We start from the raw sequence: 22739 nt of genomic DNA, 5'->3' as shown, positions 1-22739 counted from the left end.
CATCTCTCTCAAGAGATGCCGTTGAAGGTCTCTCCATCCTTTGCAACCGTGACTGGCAGCCGGAGGCGAACCGGCGCACCCCGCTCTCAACGGGGGACGCGACTTAAAGCAACGACGGATCGGGCTTTTTTGGTCTCTACCGGCATTCCAACGCCGGCGCGGGCTACTGAAAAGGCTTGTCCTTCATTGCCAGGTGTGCGGGCGGGAAATTCCCAACCAATCCACGGCAGCACAGTCTGATCTGAGTCTTTTGGCTTCGTTGCGCCTCCATCGCGCGATGTGGCCGGAGCGCTCTTATCCGACATCAATTTTTTGAACGGATCCCCGTCGCTGGGCCGTTTGGGAGAGTGCTATGACCGAACGTATTCAGGAATTCCTGCGCAACCGCCGCAGCGAGGGCCAGGACACCGAGCCGTGCCTCGTGGTCGACCTCGAAGTCGTGCGCGACAATTACCAGACCTTCGCGAAGGCGTTGCCGGACAGCCGCGTGTTCTACGCGGTGAAGGCAAACCCGTCGCCGGAAGTGCTGCAGCTTTTGGCCTCGATGGGCTCGTGCTTCGACACCGCAACCGTCGCCGAAATCGAAATGGCGCTGGCTGCCGGTGCGACGCCGGACCGCGTCTCCTATGGCAACACGATCAAGAAGGAGCGCGACATCGCGCGTGCCTTCGCGCTCGGCATTCGCCTGTTCGCGGTCGACTGCGCCGCCGAAGTCGAGAAGATCGCCCGCGCCGCGCCCGGCGCCAAGGTGTTCTGCCGCATCCTCTATGATTGCGCAGGCGCCGAGTGGCCGCTGTCGCGCAAGTTCGGCTGCGATCCGGAAATGGCGGTCGACGTGCTCGACCTCGCCAAGCGTCTGGGCCTGGAGCCGTGCGGCATCTCGTTCCATGTCGGCTCGCAGCAGCGCAAGGTGAAGGCGTGGGACCGCGCTTTGTCGATGGCCTCGTCGGTGTTCCGTGACTGCGCCGAGCGCGGGATCAACCTGTCCATGGTCAACATGGGCGGTGGATTCCCGACCAAGTACCTCAAGGACGTTCCTCCGGTCCTGCAATATGGCCGGTCGATCTTCCGCGCGCTGCGCAAGCATTTCGGCAACCAGATCCCGGAAACCATCATCGAGCCGGGACGCGGCATGGTCGGCAATGCCGGCATCATCGAGACCGAAGTCGTTCTGATTTCCAAGAAGAGCGACGAGGACGAGGTGCGCTGGGTGTATCTCGACATCGGCAAGTTCGGCGGTCTCGCCGAGACGATGGACGAGTCGATCCGTTACGCCATCCGCACGCCGCATGACGGCGCGGAAATGACGCCGTGCGTGCTCGCGGGCCCGACCTGCGACAGCGCCGACGTCTTGTACGAGAAGCTGCCGTATCCGCTCCCGGTTACGCTCGAGATCGGCGACAAGCTGCTGATCGAAGGCACCGGCGCCTATACGTCGACCTACTCGTCGGTGGCGTTCAACGGCATCCCGCCGCTGCGGACCTACCACATCTGAACTGGCCACTGAGGCCTGACTAACCGGGAGCCGGCGCGCCGGCTCCCACCCCCTATTATTGCGACTTTCGAGACAACGCTCCGCGGCGTGATTTGCCGTTGGAGTGAGGACTGACGTGCCATGACTGCTTTGCGGAAGACCACTATCGCCCTCACCCCGAATGCCGCTCCGTTCGCGATCCGTGCGGAACGGGCTTCGGACGTCGTTGCGCGTGAAGCGCTGCTGGATGCCTGCTTTGGCGCTAACCGCCATACGCGCACCTGCCAGCGCCTGCGTGACGAACGTGCGCCCGCCGAAGGCCTTGCCTTGTCGGCCGTGGCACGAGGGAAACTGGTGGGCACCGTGCGGTTGTGGCACGTCAGCGCCGGCGGCATCCCGGCGCTCATGCTCGGCCCGCTGGCGGTTGAGGAATCCTCCCGCCAATTCGGCGTCGGGGCCGCGCTGATGGACCACGCGCTCGCGGCGGCGACGGCGCGTGGCCATGGCGCGGTGATCCTGCTCGGCGACGCGCCCTATTACGTCAGGTTCGGCTTCTCGGCCGAAAAGACCGGCGAGCTGTCGCTGCCCGGCCCGTTCGAGCGCGACCGCCTGCTCGGCCTCGAGCTGCGCGACGGCAGCCTCGATGGCGCCTGGGGCATGATCTCGGCGTCGGGCGCGCCAATGCGCAAGGCAAAGGCATCTCGCGCGAAGAAGGCTCTGCAGACCGTGCCGCACGCGGCCTGAGCCGTCGCGTCAGAGGGGTTGCGCGGTCCGGCGAAAAGCCCTTAAACCGCGCCAAATCAGCTAATTTCGGATCAGGCCGCAAATCGAGGTTCCGATGCCCCGCCGTCTCATTTCCACCGGTTCGCCGTTCGAGAAGACCGCCGGCTACAGCCGCGCCGTGATCGACGGCGATTTCGCCTTTGTCGCCGGCACCACCGGCTATGACTACACCACCATGACGATGCCTGACGATGTCACGAGCCAGTCACGGAACTGCTTCAAGACCATCGAGGCCGCCTTGAAGGAAGGCGGCTTCGCGATGGCCGACATTGTCCGCGCGACCTACTACATCACCGACCTCAGGGATGCGGATGCCCATTTCGCGGTCTGCGGCGAAGTTCTCGGCGATATCCGCCCGGCCGCGACGCTTCTGGTGGTCGCGGGCCTCTACAGGCCCGAGATGAAGATCGAGATCGAAGTGACCGCCAAGCGCCGCAGCGCCTGATCCACCCCTCACCATCTGTCCGCCAGCACTTTCCGGAGAAACCATCCCATGAGCCCCGCCTCGCAGACCTACGCGAAGATCACCGGCCCCATCGTCATGGTCGGCTTCGGCTCCATCGGCAAAGGCACGTTGCCGATGATCGAGCGGCATCTCGATTACGACAAGTCGCGCATCACCGTGATCGATCCCAAGGACGAGGGCCGCAAGGCGCATTGCGAGAAGCACAATGTGAAATTCATCCAGCAGGGCGTGACCAGGGAAAATTATCGCGCCTTGCTTACCCCGCTGCTCACTGAAGGCGGCGGCCAGGGTTTCTGCGTCAATCTCTCGGTCGATACCGGCTCCACCGACATCATGGAGCTCTGCAACGAACTTGGCGCGCTTTATATCGACACGGTCAACGAGCCGTGGCTCGGCTTCTATTTCGATTCTTCGAAGGGCCCGGAAGCACGCTCCAACTACGCCCTTCGCGAAGCGACGCTGGCCGCCAAGAAGGCGCGCCCCGCGGGCTCGACGACGGCCGTCTCCTGCTGTGGCGCCAATCCCGGCATGGTCTCGTTTTTCGTCAAGCAGGCGCTGCTCAATGTCGCCGCTGATCTGAAGCTCAATGCCCCCAAGCCGAAGACCAAGGGCGAATGGGCTGATTTGATGCGACAGGCCGGGATCAAGGGCATCCACATCGCCGAACGCGACACCCAGCGCTCCAAGTCGCCGAAGGAGCCTGACGTCTTCGTCAACACCTGGTCGGTGGAAGGCTTCCTGTCGGAAGGCGTGCAGCCGTCCGAGCTCGGTTGGGGCACCCATGAAAAATGGATGCCCGAGAACGCACGTACCCACCAAGCGGGTTGCGGCGCCGCCATCTACCTGATGCAGCCCGGCGCCAACACGCGCGTGCGCACCTGGTGCCCGACCCGCGGCGCGCAGTATGGCTTCCTCGTCACCCACAACGAGTCGATCTCGATCTCCGATTACTTCACGGTGCGTGACGCATCGGGCACGGCGATCTATCGGCCGACCTGCCACTATGCCTATCATCCGGCTGACGATGCCGTGCTGTCGCTGCATGAAATGTTCGGCCGCGCCGCGAAGATGCAGGAAAAGCACCACATCCTCGATGAGAACGAAATCGTCGATGGCATCGACGAACTCGGCGTGCTGCTGTTCGGCCATGACAACAATGCCTACTGGTACGGCTCGCAGCTCTCCATCGAAGAGACCCGCAAACTCGCGCCCTATCAGAACGCCACCGGCCTGCAGGTGACCTCCGCCGTGCTCGGCGGCATGGTGTGGGCGCTGGAAAACCCGAACGAAGGCATCGTCGAAGCCGACGAGATGGATTTCGATCGTCTGCTGGAAATCCAGATGCCGTATCTCGGGCCGGTAAAGGGATACTACACCGACTGGACCCCGCTCTCGGACCGGCCGGGCCTGTTCCCGGAAGACATCGATACCTCCGATCCCTGGCAGTTCCGCAACATTCTGGTGCGATAGGTATGGTTCCACCCCTGATGCGACGCAGCGTCAGGGGCCTCCAGCCACCGTAACGCTCGCTTAATAAAATCGCGCCATCCTGAAAGGTACCTCTTTTCAGAGGGCCTTGAGCCGTCCTGTGTCTCTGCGCAGCGACGCCCCCGGTGGAGCGGTGGAAATGCGCGTCTTTATCGCAATCATGCTATCGGCGGTCGTTTTGGCCGGGTGCAAACCCGACAACAACAACGACATCACCGGCTCGATCGATAACTGCGCCCGCAAGCTCTACAGCTCCTACAATCCCAAGGACCTGAAGCAGTGCATTGCCGTGTGCATCTCCTGCCAGCGCGGCGTGATGACGACCTGCTCGACCTCCTGCACGCTCAAGGGCGCGCAATAGCGCGACTTCACTTCGCCATATAGTCGAACGCGACCGACCCTAGCCCGAGCGTCAGATCCGCCTTGAAGTGCAGCGCGGAAACCACTTCGCGCACCGGAAGGCGGGCAACGTCGCACAGCGCATGGGGAAACAGGCCAAGCGCGGCCGGACCGCTCCATGCTTCCTTCAGCGTGATGTCCTCGAGCTGGAAGCGGACCAGTTCGCAGATCCGCGGCGTGCCGTCGACATGCGGGATGATCTTGAGAATGAAGTTCGGCGCCTTCATGCCTTTCAGCACGGCGTCATGATCGACCGGACGGTGCTTGTAACCCATGGTGGCGGAGGCGCAGAGCACCGAGCCGTAATGCAGCGAGCCGACCAGCACATCGCTCTCGACTTCGATCTTCGGCTTCGCAAGCTTTTTGGGAAATCCCCAGATCTCTCGGCCGCCGGCGATCGGGCCTTCGTCGTCAAGGTACATGGCGTGGGTATAGGCGCCCTCCTCGCCGTTGAGACGGACCGGGATCACCTGGCCGGTTTCGGTGTAATCACCGAAGCCGGTCGAGTCGGGCATACGAATGAATTCGTATTTGACGATGGGTTCAACGACTTCGAGCGGCTCCGGCACCAGGGCGCGAAGCACGTCCGGATCGGTCCGGTAGGTGATGATGAAATATTCGCGGTTGAAGAACCGATAGGGCCCCGGCGGGAAGGACGGGTTGTTCAGCGGCATCGAATAGGCGGTTCGTCTGACATCGTCGATCTTCATGGCCTGCCCCATCTGTCGTCGGCGCGGTCGCGCGATGAGGGCGATTATGAGGGAGCTTGATGGCACAGGCGAGACCGTAAAACCGGCAGACGCAGTCAAATCGGCGTCAGAACTCTTCGTCATTCCGGGATGCGCCACGTGGCGCAGGCCCGGACACCATACTCCCGATCGTGGTTATGGATTCCGGGCTCGCGCTCCGCGCGCCCTCAGATGCGCAATCGCGCATCGGGGAATGACGAGAGGGTTACTTCTGCTTGATCGGTTCGGCTGTTTTCTCGGCCGGTGCGGGCGGCAGCGCGGGCTGGGCGCCGGACTTCTGCGCCTCGGCATCGGGACGCGCCGGTTCGGGCGGCACGTTGGACGGCCGGGTGCCGGTCGTCGTCTCCACAGGCACCGACGGCCTGGTTTCCGCACCCGGCGTCGATTGCAGCGGCTGGGTGGCCTGCGCCATTTGTTGCGGCGGGCGCGCGCGCAGCTCGGCCAGCGACAGACCTGATATCACGAGGCCCGTCGTGACCAGCGCGGCCGCAACGAGAAAATCAATCCGGTAGCTGCGCTTGTTCTGATCGGCAGACATATCGTTCACCGCATGGTTGTTCGCGATGACAACGGCCGGCGTAGCGCATTGTTCCCCAGCCCCGCAGCGTGCGGAACCGGGCAAGAGTCAAACTAATCCTTGGTGCTGACTTCCCAGGTGGCATGGCGAACGCCGAGCTGGCGCTGCAGATCGACCGCGACCGCGTTCAATTCGTTGGGATCGATCGCGGTGGAGACCAGCGTGGCGACGATCTCCAGCAGGTCATCGCCATGCTCGACCACATTGAGTTCAGCGACCGGATATTTTGCATTCTCCAGTCGCTCGACCAGATGGTCGCGCATGTCAGGCAACGCCTCCGCGCTGACCGCGAGCTTGAAGTAGTAAGTCGCCTCGGACGCGCGTTCGTCGATCGGAATGCGGTTGATCGCGTTGACCAGCGGACGCAGCAAGGTGTTGCCGGCGACCACGAACACGGTCAGCGCCGCCGCCTGGGCCACCATGTCGGCGCCGGCGCAAGCTCCGACCCCGGCCGATCCCCAGAGCGTCGCCGCGGTGTTGAGGCCGCGGACGTTCATGCCCTCTTTCATGATGACGCCGGCGCCGAGGAAGCCGATCCCCGAAACGACATAGGCGATCACATGCACCGCGCCTTCGGCAGCCTTCAGGTGCATCGCCAGATCGACGAAGGCGGCCGCGCCGACGGCGACCAGCACATTGGTGCGCAAGCCCGCGGTCCGCTGCCGGTATTGCCGCTCGGCGCCGATCAGGGTGCCCAAAACGAAAGCCGCGGTCAGGCTGACCAGGGTGTCGAGGAAATCGGCGATCTGGAAGGTCGTCAGGAAGCGCATGGCGGTTTTCTAGAGCCTTTTCCGTTCCGATGGAATCGGAACGGGGCTCTAGATTCTTGTTTTGACGCGTTTTCTTGACGCGAACCGGTATCCACTTCGCTGGAAAACGCTCTAGGGGAGAGAGGTGACGAATCTATCACAGCCTGAACGATCTGGCCTGTTCCGGCGACTAACGGTCGCCGGGTCAGGTGCGAGCGACGATCCGCTTCGCTGCGGGCAACGGCGCTTGATGCGATCCCGGATCGAACAGATTCGCCCAATTTATCGGGAATTGTCATGAAAAGAATGCTTTACGCCGCGATCGCGCTGCTCGGTATTCAGTGCTCGCCCGCGGCTGCGGACCAGAACTGCATGACCGGCTATTACCGCACCAAGCAGCCCGCCTGCGTCGACAGCGTGCTGTCGCAAATGCGAGCCGGCCCAAACGCCGATCCCAGCGCGGTCATCGGATTCCTGGCGCAGATCTTCAGCACGTCGCCCGCGGAAAAGCAGCGCATCCTTCAACTTGAAGCCTCTTCATACGTCAAATCGGTGAAGCTCGTGGCGCTCTACGGCGCCGGCCTCACGGAAGACGCGCAGAAATTTGCCGAGGAAAACCAGATCACAGCCACGCTGCAGAAAATCGAAAAGAACCAACCTGCCAAACTCGCCGTGGTGCGGCCGTCGTCGAATGCCGCCGACAACGACCTCTTGATCGGCGCCTATATGGCATCCGGTGACACCACCTTCATTGAAAGAATCCTCGCAAACTTCTCCAGCGCAGATGACGACATGGCGGGCATTGCCATGCGCATGGGATTCATGAAGAGCAAGTTCGGACCGAACATGACCGCGGAAGGCCGGGACAACGTGATGGCCAAGATGGCCTGCGACAAATACCAGTGCAAAACCGAGCCCGCCAAATTCTTTCGCGTGCTGACTTTGGCGAGCGGATTTTGGGCGTTGCAGTCGCTGGCATCAGCCGACGACGGCATCAAAAACACCTTCACCGGCTTTTTCGCGAACGATCCTCGCCTGAAAAACCTGTTCGCGGCCGAGCAAGCGGCGTTCGGGAATTATATGACGGCGCTCACCATGCTCGCCGTCTTCAAACCCGACCCGAAGGATCGCGACAAGACCGCTGAAAACATGAACAAGGCCGCTTCGGCCTTCGAAAACCTCGAACCGGCCGGCAAGACGTTTGACCACATCGAGGCTTACGTCAAAGCCGGGAGGAAAGTGAAGTAGGCCGGTTTGCTAACGCCGCGTGTTTCGCTTGACCTCTCCCGCTTGCGGGGTCGAGACGAGCGAAGCTCGCTCTTAGGTCGGCGCGCAAGCACCGGGTGGGGGCTCTCTCCACTCGGGCGGGGTAACTCGTGGCGACACCCCACCCCAACCCTCGCCCGCAAGCGGGAGAGGGAGCGCACCGTCAATCGCGGATGCACTTCGGTCCAGTCTCGCCACGCACCGGCGGATGATTTAGAGCTCCACCATGCCGGCGTCGCCGTCTTCGGTGCCGAAGGCGAGCAGCGATCCCTTGGGGCTCCAGGCCAGCGCCGAAACCGCGGCGTTGCCCCTCCGGCGCACCAGGATCTCCGCGCCGTCCTCGATCCGCACCATCAGCACGCAACCGTCGCTGTAGCCCGCGGCCAGGATATCATGCTTCGGATGACAGCTGACCGCCGAGACACGCGCCTGCAACGGCGCCAGCATCGCCGGCTCCTTGCCCATCGGCCCGTCCTTGCTGGCGAACGGCCACAGGATCACGGTGTCGGCGCCTGAAGTGGCCAGCGCCTTGCCACCGGCGCTCCACGACATCGAGCGGACGCGGCCGGGATAGCCGCTCATGCGCATATGCCGGTTGTCGGCGAGCCGCCAGCCATGCAGCGCCGGCTCGTGCATCCCGGTCACCAGAAACTTGCTGTCCGGGCTGAAGGTGACGGACAGATGCGAGCCGGCCCATTCCAGAAACTCAGGCTTCGCCGCCATGTTGGGAAAACACAGCGTCACGCCGTTGTAATGCGCGACCGCCAGCCGCAGGCCCTTGGGCGCGAACGCCAGGCCGCCGACGGTCGAGGGCATATCGAAGGACTTCTCCTCGCCCTTGGTGCGAACGTACGAGATCTTGCCGGCCGACCACGCCACCGCGCCATCGGGGTGCAGCGCGACGTTGTCGATCCAGCGTCGCTTGGCGTCGGTTGCGAGTACATCGACCTCGCCCTTGGCGTTGAGCGCGACGAGCTTGCCGTCGTCGCCGCCGGTAACGACGCGCGCGCCGTCGGACGCCGCGCACAGCACCGCACCGCCGTGAATATCGACAGGTGAAATCTCGCCGCCGGCGCCGACGATGGCAGCCTTCTCCTCGGCGCCGACGAAGACCGCGGTCTCGCCGAGAAAATGCACCGACGATATCGGCATGCCGACCGCAAGCGGCCGCACCTTGTCGGTGATCGAAGCGATGGAGGCGCCTTCGCCCGGATCAAACTGTTTCATCACGTGGTGATACAGCTCTCAAAACCGTCGCGAATCATCTGCTCCGGCAATTCGCGACCGATGAAGACAAGCCGGCTCTCGCGCCGTTCGTCATCCTTCCATCTGCGCTGATGGTCGCCCTCGAGCATCATGTGCACGCCCTGGAACACGTAGCGGTCGTCATCGTCGCTGAAGGCGAGGATGCCCTTCGAGCGCAGGATCTTCTGTCCTTCGGAGGCGACAAGGTTCTGCAGCCACGGCATGAACTTGGTCGCATCGAGCGGCTTGTCGGTGCGCAGCGACAGCGACTGCATCTCCTCGTCATGGTAATGCTTCAGCCCGCCATGGCTGTGGCTGTGATCATGATGATGGTCATGGCCGTGGTGATGATCGTGATCATGGTGATGATCATGACCATCGCCGGTATCGAGGAATTCCGGCTCGATCTCGAGAATGCGATCGAGATCGAACGCGCCGCGTTCCAGCACGTCCGCCAGCGCCACCTTGCAACGCTCGGTGCGGTGCAGTTTTGCGTAAGGGTTGATGCCGCGAATCCGCGCCTCGACTTCGGCGAGTTCGGCTTTGGAAACCAGGTCGGTCTTGTTGAGCACGATGACGTCGGCAAACGCGATCTGGTTCTTGGCTTCCGGCGCATCCTTCAAACGGTCGCTCAGCCATTTGGCGTCGGCCACGGTGACGACCGCGTCGAGCCGGGCGTTCTTCTGCACGTCCTCGTCGACAAAGAAGGTCTGCGCCACCGGCGCCGGATCGGCCAAGCCGGTGGTCTCGACGATGATGGCGTCGAATTTGCCCTTGCGTTTCATCAGGCCGTCGAGGATGCGCACGAGGTCGCCGCGCACGGTGCAGCAGACGCAGCCATTGTTCATCTCGAACACTTCTTCATCGGCGCCGATGATGAGGTCGTTGTCGATGCCGATCTCGCCGAATTCGTTGACGATGACGGCGTATTTCTTGCCGTGGTTTTCCGACAGGATGCGGTTGAGCAGCGTGGTTTTGCCGGCGCCGAGATAGCCCGTCAGCACGGTTACAGGAATTTTTTGGGCAGTCAGTTCAGACATGGCAGCTCCGGCAAATATCGCAGCCACGCTCCCGGCAGGGTGGCCCCTGCCTCTCAGTTCGCGAGCGCGCTGGTCAATGCCTTTATATTGTGCCTGACCATGTCAATGTAAGTGGGGGCATCGCCCTTTTCGTCCGTCAAACTGTCCGAATAGAGGGTCCCGCCGACCTTGGCACCGGTCTCGGCCGATATCCGGCGGATCAGGCGCGGATCGCTCACATTTTCCAGAAAAACCGCCGGGATTTTGGCCGCCCGGATCTGGGTGATAATACCGGCAATATCGCGGGCGCTGGGCTCGGATTCCGTGGACACGCCGACGGGCGCGATGAATTCGACGCCGTAGGCGGCGGCGAAGTAACCGAAGGCGCCGTGGGTCGAAATCACCTTGCGGCGGGCTTGCGGGATCTTTGCAACGGCTTCGCGCGCCTCGCGGTCGAGAGCGTCGAGTTTCGCCAGATAGGCCTCCGCATTGGCACGAAAACCCTGGGCTGAGGCAGAATCGGCGGCCGCCAGCGCGTCGCTTATATTGCCGACATAGATTTTGGCGTTGGCGACGGATTGCCAGGCGTGCGGGTCGGCATCCGAGCCGAGCTTGAGCGGCGCGATGCCGGCCGTCGCCGTCACGACGGTAACCTTGCTCCCGGCGGATTTCAGCAGCCGTGGCAGCCAGCCCTCGAAGCCAAGGCCATTGACGAAAATCAGCTTCGCATCGGCGATCTTTTTCGCATCCGCCGGCGTCGGCGAGTAGACATGCGCATCGCCGTCGGCACCGACCAGCGTCGTGACACTGACGCTGGTGCCACCGACATTGCGGACGAAATCGCCGAGGATGGAGAAGCTGGCGACGATTTTGAGGCGTTCCTGCGCGCTGGCCGGAACGACTGTGGCGATCAGCACCAGACAGATGAGGGAGAACAAACGCTGCATCGCTACGCCTCGAGATGCCGGCCGGGGAACAGCTGTCTCACCAGGCCGCTGACATTGCCGAACAGCACGGACACCACATAAATCCCCGCCGCGACGAGAATGACCGCAGGGCCTGACGGAATTTTGGTCTGGAACGACAGCACCAGCCCGGCATAGCCCGACACCATGGCGCTCGCGACCGCGATGCAGATCATGCCGGTGATGTCGCGTGACCAGAAGCGCGCGATGCCCGCGGGCAGGATCATTAGGCCGACGCCGAGCAAGGTGCCGAGCGCGTGAAAGCCGTTGACGAGGTTGATCACGACCAGCGCCAGGAACGCCAGATGCGCCGGGGCGCCTGCGCGGCTGACGGTGCGCAGGAACACCGGATCGACGCATTCAATCACCAGCGGGCGATAAATCACGGCCAACACCAGCAAAGTGATGGTGGCGTTGAAGGCGATCACCAGCAGGGTCTGGTCGTCCATCGCCAGGATGTTGCCGAACAGCACGTGCAGCAGGTCGATATTGGTGCCCTTGATGGACACGATGGTGACGCCGAGCGCCAGTGACACCAGATAGAACGTCGCCAGTGAGGCGTCTTCCTTCAGTTCGGTGGTGCGCGCGACCACGCCGGCCAGGATCGCGACCGTAAAACCTGCGATCAGGCCGCCGGTCGTCATCGCGAACAGGTTGAGGCCCGAGACCAAAAAGCCGATCGCGGCCCCGGGCAGGATCGCATGCGCCATGGCGTCGCCGACGAGGCTCATCCGCCGCAACATCAGGAACACGCCGATCGGCGCTGCGCCCAGCGACAGCGCGATCACGGCCGCCAGCGCGCGGCGCATGAACTCGAATTCGGTGAAAGGCGCGATCAGCGCATCATGGAGCATTGGAGCTAGGCCGCCCGCGACGGCGCATCTTCGGCGCAGGCCGCGGCCCGGTCGTCGAAGGCTTCGCACATCTTCATCGCCACCAAGAGGTTATCCGGCGTCAGCACCTGCGCGGTCGCGCCCCAGGCCACCGGCCCACGGGCCAGCAGCAGGGTTTCGGGGAAATGGTTGCGCACCATGTCGAGATCATGCAGCGCCGCCAGCACGGTACGGCCTTCGCCATGCCAGCGTTTGACCAGCGCGATCAGGTCCGCTGATGTTTTGGCGTCGATGGCGTTGAACGGCTCGTCCAGCACGATCAGGCGCGCGTCCTGCAGCAGCACGCGGGCGAACAGCATGCGCTGCATCTGGCCGCCGGACAGCGTGCCGATCGGGCGGTTCTCAAAACCGTTGAGACCGACGGCGGCAAGCCCCGCCAAAATCCGCTCGCGCTCTTTCCTGCCCATGCCGCCGAAGAAGCCGGTGGAGCGCCACAGTCCGGTGCCGACGAAATCGAACACCGAAATCGGAAAGCTGCGGTCGATGTCGGCGGTCTGCGGCAGATAGGCGATGTCCTTGCTGTCGAGCCCGCCCAGTGCGATCGAGCCCGACAGGGGTTTCAGGATGCCGGCGAGGCCGCGAAACAGCGTCGACTTGCCGGCGCCGTTCGGCCCGATCACCGCGACCAGCGCGCCCCCGGCGACCTCCAGGTTGAGGTGGTGCACGGCCGGATGCCGGTCGTAGCCGAGCGTGACGTTGCTGAATTTGACCTGAGCTTGCTGGATTTGGGTCTGCGCCGCCATGCTCACCTCATCGCCACCAGCACGACTACCCACAGACAGGCGCTGACCGCCAGCGCCGCGCCAAGCCGCGCCGCCACCGTCATCCGCAGGATCGACCACGGCGCCGGCTGCGCCGGATGCGGGGTCGACGGGTCGTGGTGATGGGGGTGACCATGGCTGTGGTGGTGGTGGTGGTGGTGCGCATGGTCGTGGGAATGGGAGTGAGACATGCAAAGATGTTATATTATAACATAACCTGAGTCCACCAAAGTGCCCTGCCCTCACGGCTTCCCGATCGCCATCGCCAAGGCCGCCGCCAGGAACGGGAACGGCACCGAGACCGCGGCCCGGAACCAGACGAAACGCGCCGGCATGAACGGGATTTCCCACAGGATCAGCCGCTGGAAGGCGAACAGCGCCCAGGCGACGACATAGGCGATCACCTGCGGCGAGCCGCCGCCGACCTTCAGCGCCACCGCGCCGATGGAAAAGCCGACCACCGGGCCTCCCGGCGTTAGCCCGCCCGCGATCACGGCCGTGAGCACGCCGAGCCAGCCGGAATCCGGGCCCAGCCAGCCGGTGATGATTTCGGGGGGAATGACGGCGGCGATGTAGCCGGAGCCGATCACGCCGAGCGCGATCCGCGGCACGATGTTGATGAAATCCATCGCGCCCTCGCGCGCCGCCGAAACCACCACGACGCGGCCGCGCCGGAACGCGATGATGCCAAGCACGAGCACGGAGCCCCAAAGGCTGATGTCGATGATGAGCGCGCTCATCGTCATGACGGCTCACCCTTCATGACGGCTCGCCTTTGGGATACATCCGCACATAGACGAAGCGCCCGAGCGCGCCCGCCAGGATCGGGATCGGCAGCGAGATCACGATCCGCCACAGCGTGAAATCGGTGCCGAGAATCGGTAGTTCCCAGGCGACCGCGCGGCCATAGCCGATCAGCGTCCAGCTCACCACCATCGCGATGGTGGCGCCGAAATCCGCGCCGACCGTGAGCAGCGCCGCCGCCACCGGATAGGCCGTGAACGGCCCGCCCGGCAGGATGGCGCCGAATGCCGTTCCGATCAGCAATCCCTTCAGGCCGGAGTTCGGCCCGAGCGATCGCGACACTTTCTCGTGCGGCAGGATTTCCGTAATGAACGCGCCGAGCAGGCAGCCGGCCAATACGCGCGGCAGGATCTCGCCGAACAGCCAGAGATCATGGGTGAGAATCTTGAGCACGCCGTCGATACCGTCGCGGCGATAGACCAGCGTGGCGCTGACCGCGACCAGCACGGCGATGAAGATCATCGACCAGCCGACCGGCTTGCGCTTGCGTCGCTGGCCCGCTTCGGCCTCCGCAAGTTCGTCGGCGGGCGCCGGTTCTTTCAATGGGGGTTCTGACAATGCAATGAATCGGCAGGTGAAAAGTCCAACCCTGCTTAGTCCCGGCCGGGGCCTCACGCAAACGGAACAACTGAAACATCCATGCGCCTCTCAGGCATGGCCATGCAAGGCTGTCACGCGCTTTTCAGGTCAGGTGGCGCACCAGCGCAAGGCCGGCAAACAGGCCGGCAATCGAGAGCACCACCGAGCCGATAATGTAAGCCGCCGCCAGGCCAAGCTCACCCCGCTCATAGAGCACGGCGGTATCGAGCGAGAACGCGGAAAACGTGGTGTAGCCTCCGAGTATGCCCGTCATCAGGAACAGCCGCCACGGCTGCGAGGCCTCGCCCTTGAGGGCGAGATAGCCCGCGATCAGCCCCATCACGGTCGACCCTGAGATGTTGATGATGAAGGTGCCCCAGGGAAATCCGGTGCCGATGCAGCGGGCGCAGGTGAGATTGATGAAATGGCGCAGCGTCGCGCCAAGGCCGCCACCGACGAAGACCAGCAAATAGCTCATCGCAGCATTTTCCACATCGCGAAATCACCCGGCAACAGCGCTTGTGCCGCAAGCCCGCGACGCCCGCAAGGATGGCATGGGAAGGCAAAAGATAAGGGCGGCAGTTTTGCACTGCCGCCCTGAAAATAGTTCGATGTCATTCCGGGGCGATGCAAAGCATCGAACCCGGAATCTCGAGATTCCCCGATGCGCAATTGCGCATCGGGGAATGACGGGCTCAATCAGGAAGCCTTGCCGAACAGCTGGTCGACATATTCCCAGTTCACGAGATTATCGACGAACGCCTTCAAATAGTCCGGGCGGCGGTTGCGATAGTCGATGTAGTAGGAGTGCTCCCAGACGTCGCAGCCGAGGATCGGGGTTGCGCCATGAACCAGCGGGCTCTCGCCGTTCGCGGTCTTGGAGATTTCGAGCTTGCCGTTCTTGACCGACAACCAGCACCAGCCGGAGCCGAACTGGCCGACGCCGGCGGCGGCGAAGTCGGTCTTGAACTTGTCGAGCCCGCCGAGATCCTCGGTGATCTTCTTTTCCAAACGGCCGGGCAGCTTGCTGCTGCCGCCATTCGGCTTCATCCAGTTCCAGAAATGCAGATGGTTGTAGTGCTGGCCGGCATTGTTGAACACGGCCGGGTTCTTGCCGAACGAGGCCTTGACGATCTCCTCGAGGGACTTGCCTTCGAATTCGGTCCCCTTGATCGCGTTGTTTCCGTTGGTCACGTAAGCCTGGTGATGCTTGTCGTGGTGGAATTCCAGCGTTTCCTTGGACATATAGGGGGCAAGGGCGTCATGGGCATAGGGAAGATCGGGTAGCGTGAAGGTCATGGGGTGATGTCCGAAAATGATGGGAGACGTGGTGTAACGGGAACCCTTATAGAAGGTTCCATCGCGCTTAAACACCGCAATTTGACAAAGCGGGCGGCTTCTTCGGTAACGATGCTCCGCGTCCAGCGTATGACGGGACATTCGGCTTTGCGGGGTGAAAAATGAGTATCGAGATCGATGTCCTGAACGGGGACGCTTCATGGCCGAGGGTCGAACCGCTGATGCATGCGGTCTGGCCGAAGCATGTGGTCGAGAAACTGTCCTGGGGCCACGTCAAATGGGCCCACGCCGATTTGCGCGTGCTGATCGAGGCGCCGCAGGATTCTACCAGCGAATCGTCAAAACCCGGCCTTGCCTGCCATGTCGGTGTCTATTTCCGTACCGCCACCTGGAACGGGCGCAAGGTCGATATCGGCGGTATCGGCGGGGTTGCGACCCGCGAGGATTGCCGGGGACGAGGGCTTGCCGGCCTCGCGCTCGGCGCCGCCGTCCAGACCATGCGCGACCACGAAGCGATCAAGTTTGCTCTTCTGTTCTGCGAGCCGCATAATTTCGCCTTCTACGAGGCCCGCGGGTGGCACAAATTCACTGGCGAGGTCTATGCCGAGCAGCCGGAGGGACGCATTCGTTTCGAGGCGATGGCGCCGTTCGTATTCGACTTCACCCGCGCCCCGCGCGACGGCGTCATCGACCTATGCGGCCTGCCGTGGTGACCCCTGCGCGGTGATGGGTGGCTTGCGCTTGCGCCTGCCGATAATATGTTGGCCATAATATATTGCCTTCTGGCCGACGAACCGGTGACGCATGACGATCGACGCCCCGCTTGATTTGCGCCCCGCGGCCGCACCAACCGCGCCGGTCAATAGCCTGTTGATCTCGCCGATCCTGCCGACGCTGCTGAAGCTCGCGCTCCCCAATGCGATCGCGATGGTCGGCACCGCGCTGGTGGCGGTCGCCGAGACCTCCTATATCGGCCGGCTCGGCACCGAGCCGCTGGCCGGGATCGCGCTGGTGTTTCCGTTCGTGATGCTGACGCAGATGATGTCGGCGGGCGCGATGGGCGGCGGTGTGTCCTCCGCCATCAGCCGCGCACTCGGCGCCGGCAACCGCGATCGCGCCGCGACGCTGGCGCTGCATGCGGCCATGATCGGCACCTGCGCCGGGCTGATCTTCACCGTGATGATGCTGGCGTTCGGACGGCAATTCTATTCGCTGCTTGGCGGACGCGGCGGCGTGCTCGAACAGGCCATGCAATATTCCCACGTGCTGTTCTCGGGCGCGATCTCGATCTGGCTGGTCAACACACTGGCCTCGGTGGTCCGCGGCACCGGCGATATGCGCACTCCCTCGGCCGTGCTGATCGTCGTCGCCGTCGTTCAGGTCGTGGTCGGCGGCGGCCTCGGTCTTGGATTATTCGGCCTGCCGAAGCTTGGCATGCCCGGGGTCGCCGCGGGTCAGCTCACCGCCTTCACGCTGGGCGCGATTTTCCTGGCGTGGTACCTCGCCAGCGGCCGGAGCCGGCTGAAGCTGAATTTCGCCGCCTTCAGGTTCGAGCGCGACATGTTCGTCGACATCCTCAAAGTCGGCGCGATCTCCTGCCTAGCGCCGCTGCAAACCGTCCTGACGATTTTGATCTTCACCAAAATCGTGGCGGGCCTCGGCACGGAGACGCTGGCCGGTTACGGCATGGGTTCGCGGCTGGAATTCCTGCTGGTCCCGATTGCATTTGCGTTCGGCATCGCCTCGGTGCCGATGGTCGGCATGGCTGTTGGCGCTGGCCTTGTGGCGCGGGCGCGCCGGGTGGCCTGGACCGCGGCCGCTGCGGCAGGCCTGACCGTCGGCCTTATCGGCCTCGTCGTCGCGATCAAGCCGACGCTCTGGATCTCGCTGTTTACCAGCGATCCCGGCGTGACTGCTGCCGCCTCTTCCTACTTTGCCTGGGCCGGCCCGGCCTTCGGCTTCTTCGGCACCGGCCTCGCCCTCTACTTCGCCTCGCAGGGCGCAGCCAAGGTCGGCGGCCCGGTCATGGCCGGCACCATCCGGCTGCTGCTGGTCGGCCTCGGCGGCTGGTGGCTGGCGTCATCGGGCGCACCGGCCTGGACCTTGTTCGCCCTCGTCGGCGCCGCGATGGTCGTATACGGCCTCTCTACAATGCTGTTCATTCGCTTCACGCGCTGGGGCAAATGAGCATCCAGCCCCGTTGTGTGGCGGCGAGAAGCTCAAGCCGCCATCGCCTTCAACGCGGTCGCCGCCGAGGCATAGCCGCCGCGTGCGCCATCGATGAAGTGAACGTGGTCGCTGCGCATCACCGACGGCGTGAAGCAGGTCATCATCGCCGCGTCCTGGCGGTGCAAGCCATAGCGCACGACACCGTTTGAGGCCGCCTTTGCCAGCCGTTGCGCCAGCGCCTGCTCGAGCTCCGGCGTGCAATCGAGGATCATCCGCAATCCATCGTCGTATTTGCGGAAGTCGGAATTCTCTACCACTTGCTGCATGTAGGTCTTCGGCACGAAATTGCCGACCTTGATGCCGAAGCGCAACACGACATAGGCCCACAGCGCGATGGCCAACGCGGAACCGCGCCGCCGCAACAACGACCCGCCGCGCGCGGCACGCGCCTCGTATTCGATACCCGCCGGGGGAAAGCGGATATCGGGGCCGCCTGAAGGCACGGGCCGCCCGGCATCAGGGCTGCGTTCGACGAGATCGATGATGTCTTCGATCGCTTTGCGGAATGCGCGCGGATCGGCGCCCTTTGCTGGCACCACCAGCACCGAAAGAATGAGACCGCGTGCGGACGGAATTTCCTCGAACCGGCACGACAGCCCGGACAAATCCGGCTGCTCGCCCGCCGGCGCCGCGGGGACCGCGAATTCGCCGCGCTTCATCGCCGCGTCCGCCCAGCCGAGACCGCCGCCGGAAAACATCGCGTATGATAGATTGGGTGACGGCCCGAAACGCGCCACTCTGATGTCGAGGCCCTGCGCGCGGATTGCTTTCACCGGCACCAGCGCCACCCGCATCGAAAGATCAAGGCCTTCGCTGACCCAGGTCGCTGTCGCCGCCAGCGCCTCGCGCGCGCGGCCGAGATCGGCGGGCGCCACGGCAAAGCTCGCGCCATCGCCGCCGAACACAAACGGAAACTCGCGTCCATCCAGCGCATTGGTCACGGCGGCGATGACAGCGGCGCCCGCCATGTTGACCGCCTTGTAGCGCTGGTTGGCGATCGCCTTGGTCGATTCCACGATGTCGGCGACACCGACGGTCCAATCATCCGGCAACGGCGAATACAGCGCCGGATCCATCAGGCTGGTGAAGCCGCGAAAGACCGGGATGCCGCCGTAGAAGATGTCGGTGCCGTCGGGCGTGGTCATTGCGATGCAAGTTACCCCGTTTTCCGAAGCTGTCTAACAGATACGGCCTAACCCATATTCGGGTTCGCCCCTGCTACAGTTTGACGCCCCGCAGCACCAACTGGTTGAGCCTGCTCGCAAATGCCGCCGGGTCCTCCGGCAACTCGCCATCGAGGATCTGGGCCTGCTCCAGCAGCAGGAACGACAGATCCGCGGCTGCGTCCTTGGCCCCGGCTATCGCCGCCACCAATGGATGGCGCAGATTGATCTCGAGGATCGGCTTGGTCACTGAGCCCTGGTTCTGCATTGCCAGCAACCGCTCGAGCTGGCGGTCGCGGCCGTCGCCGCCGGCCACCAGGCAGGATGCGCTCGACGTCAGCCGCTGCGAAGCCCGCACGTCGGAGACGCGTTCCCCGAGCGTGTCCCTGATGACGGCGATGGTCGCGGCCTCGTCCGTGGTGCTCTCTTCCTTTTTGTCGTCCGCCTTGTCGTCCAGCAGCGGGATCAGGGCGAAATCGATATCGCCCTGGCTCAACGATTTCAGCGGTTTGCCGCCGAAATCGAGCGGCGCCGAGGTCCAGAACGCATCGACCGGATCGGTCAGCAGCAATACCTCGATGCCGCGGGCTGTGGCGGATTCGAGTTTTGGGTTCGACTTCAGCCGCTCGATACTGTCGCCGGTGAGATAATAGATCTCGGTCTGGTTCGGTTTCAGGTTTTCGACGTACTGCTTGAGCGAACGCTTCTCGCCCGATGTCGTGGTGAAGCGCGACAGGCCCAGCAGCTTTTCGCGCCGCTCGAAATCTTCCCAGATGCCTTCCTTGATTACGGGCCCGAACGAATCCCAGATTTTCGCGAACGCCTCCGGCTCCTTGTCGCCGAGATTTTCCAGCTCGGTGACGACGCGGCTGGTGACGGCCTTGCGGATCTGCGCGAGCTGCGGATTGTTCTGCAGCATCTCGCGGGAAATATTGAGCGGCAGATCCTCGCTGTCGATCACGCCGCGGATGAAGCGCAGATAAGCCGGCAATAAATCAGCATCGTCGGCAATGAAGACGCGGCGGACATAGAGCTTCACCTTGCCCTTGCGCGCCTGGTCGAACAGGTCGAACGGTTTTGTCGACGGTGCGAACAGCAGCACCGCATAGGACTGGCGGCCCTCGGCGCGGTAATGCAAGGTCATCGCGGGCTCGTCGAACGCGCCGGCGATCGATTGATAGGCGCCCTTGTAATCGTCAGGCGTCAGTTCCGATTTCGGCCGCTGCCACAGCGCGCTGGCCGAATTGATCTGGCGCGGCTCGCCCTCCTCCGGCACCAGCTCAATCGGAAACTGGATGTTGTCGGAGTAGGCCCGGACGATGCGCTCGATCTCGTAGGTCTCGAGATATTTCTGCGCGTTCTCTTTCAGATGCAGCACGATCTCGGTGCCGCGCGTGATGCGCGCGGCATCCTCCTCGCCCGCGGGCGCGATTTCAAATCCGCTGCCGCCCGATGACGACCAGGTCCAGACCTGATCCGAACCGGCGCGGCGGCTGGTGACGACGATGCGCTCGGCGACCATGAAGGCGGCATAGAAGCCGACGCCGAACTGACCGATCAGGTTGGCGCCGTCCTTGGCCTCGGTCAGGCGCGACAGAAACGACTTGGTGCCGGAGCGCGCGATGGTGCCGAGATTGTCGATCAATTCCTGCCGGTCCATGCCGATGCCGCTGTCGACCACGGCAAGCGTGTTCGCCGTCTTGTTCGGCACGATGCGGATCGCGGGCGGCGCGCCATCGGTGATCAGCTCGGGTGCGGCGATCGCCTCATAGCGCAGCTTGTCGCAGGCGTCGGACGCGTTCGAAATCAGTTCGCGCAGGAAAATATCGGTTTCCGAATAAACCGAGTGCACCATCAGATGCAGGAGTTCGGCGACCTCGGCCTGGAACGGCTGGGATTCGGGGGCAGTCTTGGTGGTCATCAGGGGCTCACGAGATCAAGCGTGGTTGGGAAAGCCCTGATATAGCGATACTATCTGGAGTGGCAAGGTTCGAAGGCCGGCTGGTTCCTGCCCTCGGCCGGTCTAATCCGCAATCGCGGCCAGATAGCGCCGGACCGAAGCATCGAATGCGGCCTTTGCGCCCGCCTCGATGTTCTTACCCCACCACGCGCCATAGATGCGGTCGAAAGCCAACGGCGCGACCGCGCGCGCGACCCCTTGAACTGATTTCGCATTCAAGGGGATGTAGTTCGGGAAGCTGTACATGAAGCTCAGTGAACGGCGGTCCATCGCCACCATGGCAACATCACCGGTGAGCAGCGCGCCTCGCCCCTGCGCACCCGCTCGCCAATGCAGGATCGTGCCGCCGGCGAAATGACCGCCGGTGCGGATGAGAACGATGTCATCGGAAATCTGGCGGCTGTCGCCGGTCCACGGCACGATCGCGGCGTGCGGCCGCGTGACCCATTGGCGATCGTCGCCATGCAGATAGATCGGAACGCCGCCAAAGGCCTCGCTCCAGTCGGCGACCGCGCCGTAATAATGCGGGTGCGAAACCGCAATCGCCTTCAGGCCGCCGAGCGACCGGACATGGTCCACCGCCTCTGATGTGGCCAGGGGCACGCAATCCCACATCACGCAGCCGTCGGGCTCGGGAATGAGCAGCGCGCGCTGTCCGATCGCGAAGCCCGGATCGAGAGCGATCCCGGAAATACCGAGATCATCGCGCCAGACGAGCTTGTGGCGCTCCGCCAGTGCGTCGCGCGAAAGCCATTGCTGGCCCTTCCAGTTCACGTACTGCCGTTCGTCCTCGCAAATCGGGCACGCCGCCGGCGGCGCGACGCTGTCCGGAAACTGGGCACCGCATTGCTCGCAAGTCCACAAGGGCATCGCCGTCACTCCAATCCGGTAGAAACGCGACTCTCGCAAATGCGCGGTTTCGGATCAACAAGAGGGAGTTTAGCCTTCAAGTTCAATTGACTTGCTTCGACGCTGTTGGAGGGTAAGTTCCGGTACATGACCTGGTTTTGCCTTGGGTTCGCTTTTTTATTGCTGCTGTGATTATTGCACGAGGCGCGCACAACCGGCGCCTGGACGGGTTGGATGATCTCCACGCCCAGGGTTTTCTCAACAATTATTGACGGGATCAGATTATCTCGACCACTCAAAAATTATGCATGATTGTGGGCTGGCTGGCGCTGGCATTCATCGCCTTCGCGACGCTGTCGCCGATCCACGCCCGCCCCGTGCTTGCCGAAGGCCTGATTGAGCATTTCGCGGCCTTCGCCTTGCTGGGCCTTGCGCTTGCCCTCGCTTACCCCAACCGCGTGGTTTTTGTTGTCACGATCGTTGTCGGAGGCGCAGTGGCGTTGGAGATCTTGCAACTGCTGACGCCGGATCGCCACGGCCGTCTGCTTGATGCGGCCGTGAAAGTGGCGGGCGGCATCTGCGGGATTGGCGCCGGACGATTGGCAGTCATGCTGCTAAGGGGCAAAATCGGCCACGCCAAATAGCGCATTTCGATTCGTTTTTACGGCTATTTAAATAGGCGTTATTTCAAATAGCCACTATTTCAAATAGCCTTGCCCCGTCGATGTTTCTTGTGGGCGCCTGTTTGGATCCCAAAACAGGCGCCGGTTATTTCCAGCGACACGGGACGGTCATGCCGTTGGTCACTCCGCCGCGAGCTTCACTTCAGGGGCAGCAGCGAGGACGTCGGCGTCGACCTGGGCTTCGAACTTGGCAAAGTTCTTCTGGAACATGCCGACCAGCGCACGCGCGGTCTTGTCGAACTCGGCCTTGTCCTTCCAGGTATTGACGGGATTGAGGATGTCGCTGGGCACATCGGGCAGCGCGGTCGGGACTGCGAAACCGAAATATTTGTCGGTGCG

25 protein-coding genes and 1 pseudogene are annotated in these 22739 nt (G+C 63.2%); 9 read left to right on the top strand and 17 right to left on the bottom strand.

Translation table 11 applies throughout. From position 1 onward, the window contains the following. Positions 1-352 precede the first annotated feature (352 nt). The 5 genes from JQ600_RS30715 (at position 353) to JQ600_RS30695 (ending at position 4572) form a co-directional block, all read left to right on the top strand. Entirely contained in the window at positions 353-1495 is a 1143-nt protein-coding gene (locus JQ600_RS30715) for a type III PLP-dependent enzyme (RefSeq protein ID WP_192738179.1), read from the top strand. 120 nt (positions 1496-1615) lie between these two features. After that, entirely contained in the window at positions 1616-2218 is a 603-nt protein-coding gene (locus tag JQ600_RS30710) for a GNAT family N-acetyltransferase (protein ID WP_212390868.1), read from the top strand. A gap of 94 nt (positions 2219-2312) precedes the next feature. Continuing rightward, the gene (locus JQ600_RS30705; RefSeq protein WP_212270189.1) at positions 2313-2702 is read left to right on the top strand and encodes a RidA family protein; all 390 of its coding nucleotides are present in this window, start codon (positions 2313-2315) and stop codon (positions 2700-2702) included. Between the two features lie 48 nt (positions 2703-2750). After that, complete coding sequence (locus JQ600_RS30700; protein ID WP_212390867.1) at positions 2751-4193, top strand: homospermidine synthase; 1443 nt, start codon at positions 2751-2753, stop codon at positions 4191-4193. 157 nt (positions 4194-4350) lie between these two features. Then, the gene (locus tag JQ600_RS30695) at positions 4351-4572 is read left to right on the top strand and encodes a hypothetical protein (protein WP_212036555.1); all 222 of its coding nucleotides are present in this window, start codon (positions 4351-4353) and stop codon (positions 4570-4572) included. Between the two features lie 7 nt (positions 4573-4579). On the opposite strand, the gene JQ600_RS30690 is transcribed toward JQ600_RS30695, so the two are convergent. The 3 genes from JQ600_RS30690 to JQ600_RS30680 all read right to left on the bottom strand — a co-directional run bounded on the left by JQ600_RS30690 (position 4580) and on the right by JQ600_RS30680 (position 6706). After that, the gene (locus JQ600_RS30690; protein ID WP_212390866.1) at positions 4580-5320 is read right to left on the bottom strand and encodes an acetoacetate decarboxylase; all 741 of its coding nucleotides are present in this window, start codon (positions 5318-5320) and stop codon (positions 4580-4582) included. 244 nt (positions 5321-5564) lie between these two features. Continuing rightward, the gene (locus JQ600_RS30685; protein WP_212390865.1) at positions 5565-5897 is read right to left on the bottom strand and encodes a hypothetical protein; all 333 of its coding nucleotides are present in this window, start codon (positions 5895-5897) and stop codon (positions 5565-5567) included. 92 nt (positions 5898-5989) lie between these two features. Then, positions 5990-6706 (bottom strand): MgtC/SapB family protein, encoded by a 717-nt coding sequence (locus JQ600_RS30680; protein ID WP_212390864.1) that lies wholly within the window; start codon positions 6704-6706, stop codon positions 5990-5992. Between the two features lie 276 nt (positions 6707-6982). Between JQ600_RS30680 and JQ600_RS30675 the strand changes: the two genes are divergently transcribed. After that, on the top strand, positions 6983-7933 hold the full coding sequence (locus JQ600_RS30675) for a hypothetical protein (RefSeq protein ID WP_212390863.1): 951 nt from the start codon (positions 6983-6985) through the stop codon (positions 7931-7933). A 231-nt stretch (positions 7934-8164) separates the two neighbouring features. On the opposite strand, the gene JQ600_RS30670 is transcribed toward JQ600_RS30675, so the two are convergent. The 10 genes from JQ600_RS30670 to JQ600_RS30625 all read right to left on the bottom strand — a co-directional run bounded on the left by JQ600_RS30670 (position 8165) and on the right by JQ600_RS30625 (position 15516). Then, entirely contained in the window at positions 8165-9178 is a 1014-nt protein-coding gene (locus tag JQ600_RS30670; RefSeq protein ID WP_212490255.1) for a WD40 repeat domain-containing protein, read from the bottom strand. Next, positions 9178-10236, bottom strand: a complete 1059-nt coding sequence (locus JQ600_RS30665; protein ID WP_212390861.1) for a GTP-binding protein — start codon at positions 10234-10236, stop codon at positions 9178-9180. The genes JQ600_RS30670 and JQ600_RS30665 overlap by 1 nt, the downstream gene beginning before the upstream one ends. A gap of 53 nt (positions 10237-10289) precedes the next feature. Then, the gene (locus tag JQ600_RS30660; RefSeq protein WP_212390860.1) at positions 10290-11162 is read right to left on the bottom strand and encodes a metal ABC transporter substrate-binding protein; all 873 of its coding nucleotides are present in this window, start codon (positions 11160-11162) and stop codon (positions 10290-10292) included. 2 nt (positions 11163-11164) lie between these two features. Beyond that, positions 11165-12034, bottom strand: coding sequence for a metal ABC transporter permease (locus JQ600_RS30655; protein ID WP_211994028.1), 870 nt, complete (start codon positions 12032-12034; stop codon positions 11165-11167). Between the two features lie 5 nt (positions 12035-12039). Further along, complete coding sequence (locus JQ600_RS30650; RefSeq protein WP_212390859.1) at positions 12040-12816, bottom strand: metal ABC transporter ATP-binding protein; 777 nt, start codon at positions 12814-12816, stop codon at positions 12040-12042. A 2-nt stretch (positions 12817-12818) separates the two neighbouring features. Next, complete coding sequence (locus tag JQ600_RS30645) at positions 12819-13025, bottom strand: hypothetical protein (protein WP_212490248.1); 207 nt, start codon at positions 13023-13025, stop codon at positions 12819-12821. 51 nt (positions 13026-13076) lie between these two features. Continuing rightward, positions 13077-13574: a hypothetical protein gene (locus tag JQ600_RS30640; protein ID WP_211994268.1), complete on the bottom strand. Its 498-nt coding sequence runs from the start codon at positions 13572-13574 to the stop codon at positions 13077-13079. A gap of 19 nt (positions 13575-13593) precedes the next feature. Next, positions 13594-14196, bottom strand: a complete 603-nt coding sequence (locus JQ600_RS30635) for a permease (protein WP_212390857.1) — start codon at positions 14194-14196, stop codon at positions 13594-13596. A 124-nt stretch (positions 14197-14320) separates the two neighbouring features. Next, positions 14321-14695, bottom strand: a complete 375-nt coding sequence (gene crcB, locus JQ600_RS30630; protein ID WP_212390856.1) for a fluoride efflux transporter CrcB — start codon at positions 14693-14695, stop codon at positions 14321-14323. A 221-nt stretch (positions 14696-14916) separates the two neighbouring features. Then, a complete protein-coding gene (locus tag JQ600_RS30625; protein WP_212390855.1) occupies positions 14917-15516 on the bottom strand; it encodes a superoxide dismutase in 600 nt (199 codons plus the stop codon). Between the two features lie 161 nt (positions 15517-15677). Between JQ600_RS30625 and JQ600_RS30620 the strand changes: the two genes are divergently transcribed. Both JQ600_RS30620 and JQ600_RS30615 read left to right on the top strand, forming a co-directional pair. Further along, a complete protein-coding gene (locus JQ600_RS30620) occupies positions 15678-16229 on the top strand; it encodes a GNAT family N-acetyltransferase (RefSeq protein ID WP_212390854.1) in 552 nt (183 codons plus the stop codon). A gap of 91 nt (positions 16230-16320) precedes the next feature. Further along, positions 16321-17703: an MATE family efflux transporter gene (locus JQ600_RS30615; RefSeq protein ID WP_212390853.1), complete on the top strand. Its 1383-nt coding sequence runs from the start codon at positions 16321-16323 to the stop codon at positions 17701-17703. 32 nt (positions 17704-17735) lie between these two features. On the opposite strand, the gene JQ600_RS30610 is transcribed toward JQ600_RS30615, so the two are convergent. The 3 genes from JQ600_RS30610 to JQ600_RS30600 form a co-directional block, all read right to left on the bottom strand. Continuing rightward, positions 17736-18890: a DUF3095 domain-containing protein gene (locus tag JQ600_RS30610; protein WP_212390852.1), complete on the bottom strand. Its 1155-nt coding sequence runs from the start codon at positions 18888-18890 to the stop codon at positions 17736-17738. Between the two features lie 73 nt (positions 18891-18963). After that, on the bottom strand, positions 18964-20832 hold the full coding sequence (htpG, locus tag JQ600_RS30605; RefSeq protein ID WP_212390912.1) for a molecular chaperone HtpG: 1869 nt from the start codon (positions 20830-20832) through the stop codon (positions 18964-18966). Between the two features lie 99 nt (positions 20833-20931). After that, positions 20932-21738 (bottom strand): MBL fold metallo-hydrolase, encoded by an 807-nt coding sequence (locus JQ600_RS30600; RefSeq protein ID WP_212390851.1) that lies wholly within the window; start codon positions 21736-21738, stop codon positions 20932-20934. 287 nt (positions 21739-22025) lie between these two features. Here JQ600_RS30600 and JQ600_RS30595 point away from each other — a divergent pair, with 287 nt between their 5' ends. Beyond that, on the top strand, positions 22026-22361 hold the full coding sequence (locus JQ600_RS30595; protein ID WP_212390850.1) for a VanZ family protein: 336 nt from the start codon (positions 22026-22028) through the stop codon (positions 22359-22361). A 159-nt stretch (positions 22362-22520) separates the two neighbouring features. Here the strand turns inward: JQ600_RS30595 and JQ600_RS30590 are convergent. Next, positions 22521-22739 (bottom strand): annotated as a pseudogene (locus JQ600_RS30590) (phosphoenolpyruvate carboxykinase (ATP)); the annotation flags it as partial.

Source organism: Bradyrhizobium sp. AUGA SZCCT0176, from assembly GCF_018130145.1.
GTDB lineage: Bacteria > Pseudomonadota > Alphaproteobacteria > Rhizobiales > Xanthobacteraceae > Bradyrhizobium.
The sequence above is the reverse complement of the archived record's forward strand: the minus strand, read 5'-3'. Positions and strand labels throughout refer to the sequence as shown.

What these genes read in the sequence shown, in the direction of transcription:
- JQ600_RS30715 (WP_192738179.1), top strand. Translation starts at nt 353, where the DNA reads ATGACCGAACGTATTCAGGAATTCCTGCGCAACCGCCGCAGCGAGGGC.
- JQ600_RS30595 (WP_212390850.1), top strand. Translation starts at nt 22,026, where the DNA reads ATGATTGTGGGCTGGCTGGCGCTGGCATTCATCGCCTTCGCGACGCTG.
- JQ600_RS30700 (WP_212390867.1), top strand. Translation starts at nt 2,751, where the DNA reads ATGAGCCCCGCCTCGCAGACCTACGCGAAGATCACCGGCCCCATCGTC.
- JQ600_RS30675 (WP_212390863.1), top strand. Translation starts at nt 6,983, where the DNA reads ATGAAAAGAATGCTTTACGCCGCGATCGCGCTGCTCGGTATTCAGTGC.
- JQ600_RS30625 (WP_212390855.1), bottom strand. Translation starts at nt 15,516, where the DNA reads ATGACCTTCACGCTACCCGATCTTCCCTATGCCCATGACGCCCTTGCC.
- JQ600_RS30610 (WP_212390852.1), bottom strand. Translation starts at nt 18,890, where the DNA reads ATGACCACGCCCGACGGCACCGACATCTTCTACGGCGGCATCCCGGTC.
- JQ600_RS30650 (WP_212390859.1), bottom strand. Translation starts at nt 12,816, where the DNA reads ATGGCGGCGCAGACCCAAATCCAGCAAGCTCAGGTCAAATTCAGCAAC.
- JQ600_RS30705 (WP_212270189.1), top strand. Translation starts at nt 2,313, where the DNA reads ATGCCCCGCCGTCTCATTTCCACCGGTTCGCCGTTCGAGAAGACCGCC.
- JQ600_RS30660 (WP_212390860.1), bottom strand. Translation starts at nt 11,162, where the DNA reads ATGCAGCGTTTGTTCTCCCTCATCTGTCTGGTGCTGATCGCCACAGTC.
- JQ600_RS30655 (WP_211994028.1), bottom strand. Translation starts at nt 12,034, where the DNA reads ATGCTCCATGATGCGCTGATCGCGCCTTTCACCGAATTCGAGTTCATG.
- JQ600_RS30665 (WP_212390861.1), bottom strand. Translation starts at nt 10,236, where the DNA reads ATGTCTGAACTGACTGCCCAAAAAATTCCTGTAACCGTGCTGACGGGC.
- JQ600_RS30710 (WP_212390868.1), top strand. Translation starts at nt 1,616, where the DNA reads ATGACTGCTTTGCGGAAGACCACTATCGCCCTCACCCCGAATGCCGCT.
- JQ600_RS30690 (WP_212390866.1), bottom strand. Translation starts at nt 5,320, where the DNA reads ATGAAGATCGACGATGTCAGACGAACCGCCTATTCGATGCCGCTGAAC.
- JQ600_RS30620 (WP_212390854.1), top strand. Translation starts at nt 15,678, where the DNA reads ATGAGTATCGAGATCGATGTCCTGAACGGGGACGCTTCATGGCCGAGG.
- JQ600_RS30600 (WP_212390851.1), bottom strand. Translation starts at nt 21,738, where the DNA reads ATGCCCTTGTGGACTTGCGAGCAATGCGGTGCCCAGTTTCCGGACAGC.
- JQ600_RS30615 (WP_212390853.1), top strand. Translation starts at nt 16,321, where the DNA reads ATGACGATCGACGCCCCGCTTGATTTGCGCCCCGCGGCCGCACCAACC.
- crcB (WP_212390856.1), bottom strand. Translation starts at nt 14,695, where the DNA reads ATGAGCTATTTGCTGGTCTTCGTCGGTGGCGGCCTTGGCGCGACGCTG.
- JQ600_RS30640 (WP_211994268.1), bottom strand. Translation starts at nt 13,574, where the DNA reads ATGAGCGCGCTCATCATCGACATCAGCCTTTGGGGCTCCGTGCTCGTG.
- JQ600_RS30685 (WP_212390865.1), bottom strand. Translation starts at nt 5,897, where the DNA reads ATGTCTGCCGATCAGAACAAGCGCAGCTACCGGATTGATTTTCTCGTT.
- JQ600_RS30645 (WP_212490248.1), bottom strand. Translation starts at nt 13,025, where the DNA reads ATGTCTCACTCCCATTCCCACGACCATGCGCACCACCACCACCACCAC.
- JQ600_RS30680 (WP_212390864.1), bottom strand. Translation starts at nt 6,706, where the DNA reads ATGCGCTTCCTGACGACCTTCCAGATCGCCGATTTCCTCGACACCCTG.
- JQ600_RS30695 (WP_212036555.1), top strand. Translation starts at nt 4,351, where the DNA reads ATGCGCGTCTTTATCGCAATCATGCTATCGGCGGTCGTTTTGGCCGGG.
- JQ600_RS30670 (WP_212490255.1), bottom strand. Translation starts at nt 9,178, where the DNA reads ATGAAACAGTTTGATCCGGGCGAAGGCGCCTCCATCGCTTCGATCACC.